Source organism: Kitasatospora sp. NPDC091257 (assembly GCF_044757675.1).
Taxonomy (GTDB): domain Bacteria; phylum Actinomycetota; class Actinomycetes; order Streptomycetales; family Streptomycetaceae; genus Kitasatospora; species Kitasatospora lactacystinica.
Map to the genome: position 1 here is coordinate 1 of NZ_JBIVVI010001122.1, position 2,967 is coordinate 2,967.

Below are 2,967 nucleotides of genomic sequence, written 5' to 3' on the forward strand. Positions count from 1 at the left end.
GTCGGCGCCGACACCAGGGGGCGGGCCGTGAGCCGGCCTCCGGGGCCGCCAGTCGGTACCGCGCGCCCGTACGGCGTGCCGCCCGCATTCGCCGAGCCCACGCTGTCGCCCGGAGGCACCGCATCATGACGACCCGCACCGTCAACCGTTCGACCGTCGATCGTGCGTCCGAGGGCGCTCCCGCCGGACGCCGTTCCCGGACCGCCCCGCGAACGGCGGATTCCGACCGGTCCGATTCCGGCCATCTCGAATCCACCGGTTCCACACCCACCGGTACCGCCGGTCCCGTGCCCGCCGCTTCCGCCGGCCCGGTGCGTTCCGCCTCCGCCACCGCGCCCGCCGCTTCCGCTTCCGCCTCCGCCACCACCGACCCCGTGCCCGACCGCACCGGGATCGAGGCCGCTCTCGCCGGGCTGCCCCGGGTGGTCGACCTGCTGGCCGCCCGCGCCGAGGAGCACGACCGCGACGCGACCTTCCCCTACCAGGGGATCGAGGCGGTCCACGAGGCCGGGCTGCTCACCCTCACCGTCTCCGCGCGGTACGGCGGTCCGGGCGGAACGCTCGCCGACACCGTCCGGGTGCTGTCCCAACTCGGCCGCGGCGACGCCTCGGTGGCCGTGGTCACCGCCTTCACCCTGCTCCGGCACGCCGAGCAGGCCCGCCGCGCCGACTGGCCGACGGCCGGCTACCGGCGGCTGCTCACCGAGTCCCGGCGCGGCCCGGTACTGATCAACACCCTGCGGGCGGAGCCCGGGGCCGTCGTGGGCGAGCTGCCCGCCACGGTCGCCCGACGGGACGGCGACGGCTGGCTGCTGACGGGCCGGAAGACGTACTGCACCGGCGCCGAGGCGCTCGCCTGGATGGCGGTCACCGCGCGGACCGACGAGGAGGAGCCGAGGGTCGGCACCTTCCTGGTCCGCGGTGAGAGCGAGGGCCTGGAGATCGACCCGACCTGGGACCAGCTCGGCCTGCGGGCCAGCGCCAGCCACGATGTCGTACTGGACGGGGTCCGGGTGCCGGTCGACCTCGCGCTCGGCCTGACCACCGGCCGCCGGACGGCCCGTCAGGGCGTCGACGCCGAGGCCGAACTCTCCCTGGCCTGGCACGACCTGGCCCTCTCCGCGGTGGCGATCGGCGTCGCCCGGGCCGCCGAGGCCTGGCTGATCCGTTTCCTCAACCAGCGCACTCCGGCCAACCTGACCGAGCCGCTCGGCACTCTGCCGCGCTACCGGACCGCCCTCGGCGAGATCGAGGCCCAGCTGATCGGTGCCGAGGAACTGGTCGAGGGGCTGGCCTCCCGGGTGGACCGGGGCGAGCCGGAGGCGGTCGCCCGGACAGGTCCGGCCCACCTGCTGGCGACCCGGGCCGCGACGGCGGTGGTCCAGCAGGCCGTCGCCCTCACCGGCAACCCCGGCCTGAGCCGGCGTCACCCGCTGGAGCGCTACCTGCGGGACGTGCTCAGCAGCCGGGTGCACCTGGCCGTCGACGAGACCGTCCTGGAGGCCGTCGGACGGGCCGCGCTCGAACGGGGCACCCGGCCGTAGCGCCCGGGCCCGGCGGTCGTTCCCGGAGCCACGACGTGCCCCGGCCCGGCGGCCGGGAGAGGCCCCCGACCTCCGCCCGGCGATGCCCGGGCCCCACCGCCGCGCCCCGCCCGCGCCGACCAGCGGGGCGAGCAGGGCAGGGCGGGCGGGACGGGGCCGGACCCCCGCGGCTCAGCGGGTCCCGACCGCGGCGCGGACGGCGCGGCGGGCGAGCGCCGCGTCGTCGTAGAGCCGGCGGATCATGATCCGCTGCTCCTCGCCGGCGCCCGGCACGTCGTACAGCCGGATCTCCCGCATGAGCACCAGCACCAGGTTCACCAGGAACGCGTCCCGGGCCATCGTGCCGCCGTTCTGGGCGAGTTGGCTGATCTGGCGGCGTGCCGCGGTGTCCCCGGACAGGACGCTCCAGAGCACCGCCAGGTCGTAGCCGGGCAGGTACCAGCCGGCCTGCTCCCAGTCGACCAGCACCGGGCCGGACGGCGCCAGCAGCATGTTGCTGAGCAGGGCGTCGCCGTGGCAGAGCTGGAGCGGGGTGTGGCCGAGGCCGTGCAGCAGGCCGCGCAGGTCGCCGGCGTCCCGGTCGGTGAGCTGGCCCACCGAGTGGTAGCGGGCGATCTCCAACTGGTAGTCCAGGCGCGGCTGGAAGACGTCGGTCGGCGGCCGCCACAGGTTCAGCGTGCGGACCGCGGTGAGCAGCGCCCGCACCTCGCCCGGGGTGGGCGCGTTGACCGGGTGGCGCTCGCGGGCGGCCGGGCGCCCGGGGACGCGCTCCATGACCAGCACGCACCGGTCGTGGTCGGCCGCCACCAGCCGGGGCAGCCGCACCGGCGGGCGGTGCCGGACGAACGCCCGGTAGACCGCGACCTCGTGGTGGAAGTCGGCCACCAGCTGCTCGAAGTACTCACTCCGCACCGCCTGCGGCGCCAGGCACTTGGCGACCACCGGAGCCCGCCCGATGGTGCCCGCCACCAGGATGTGGCGGCTGCCCTCGCGCAGGACCTGGCGCGGGGTGAACGCGGGACATATCCGCGCGACACTGGCGAGCGCCGCCCGGACCGCCGGGGTCTGGAGCGCCGAGGGATCGATCCGCTCGGGGCCGCCGCCGGGCTGGCCGGGCCGCCGGGCCCGCAGCACCTGGCCGTCGGCCTGCCGGGCCAGCGGCATCCGGCCACCGGCCGGCATGGCGGTCTCGGGGGCGCGCAGCCCCAGCGCGGTACGGCCGGTGGGGCCCAGCGCCGTGCGGCCGGTCGGGACGACCCGGGTGTCCGTGGCCCGGCCCTCCGCGCCGCGCGGGGCCGCCGGACGGCTCGCCGGGGGCACCGCCCTCGGGCCGGTGCGGCCGGCGGCTGCGGCGGGGGGGCGCAGCGCGGGGCGGGTCGCGGTGGGCGTGGGGGTCGTCGCTGAGGAGTACATGGGCTGAGGG

General features: G+C 77.5%; 2 protein-coding genes. One reads left to right on the forward strand and one right to left on the reverse strand.

All coding sequences use genetic code 11. The annotated features are described in order from the left end of the window. The first annotated feature begins 287 nt into the window (after positions 1-287). Entirely contained in the window at positions 288-1,544 is a 1,257-nt protein-coding gene (locus ACIQOV_RS35200) for an acyl-CoA dehydrogenase family protein (protein WP_401054911.1), read from the forward strand. Positions 1,545-1,715: 171 nt separating this feature from the next. Here the strand turns inward: ACIQOV_RS35200 and ACIQOV_RS35205 are convergent, their stop codons facing one another. Further along, on the reverse strand, positions 1,716-2,726 hold the full coding sequence (locus ACIQOV_RS35205) for an aminoglycoside phosphotransferase family protein (RefSeq protein WP_359914633.1): 1,011 nt from the start codon (positions 2,724-2,726) through the stop codon (positions 1,716-1,718). Positions 2,727-2,967: the final 241 nt, after the last annotated feature.

What these genes read in the sequence shown, in the direction of transcription:
- ACIQOV_RS35205 (WP_359914633.1), bottom strand. Translation starts at nt 2,726, where the DNA reads ATGCCGGCCGGTGGCCGGATGCCGCTGGCCCGGCAGGCCGACGGCCAG.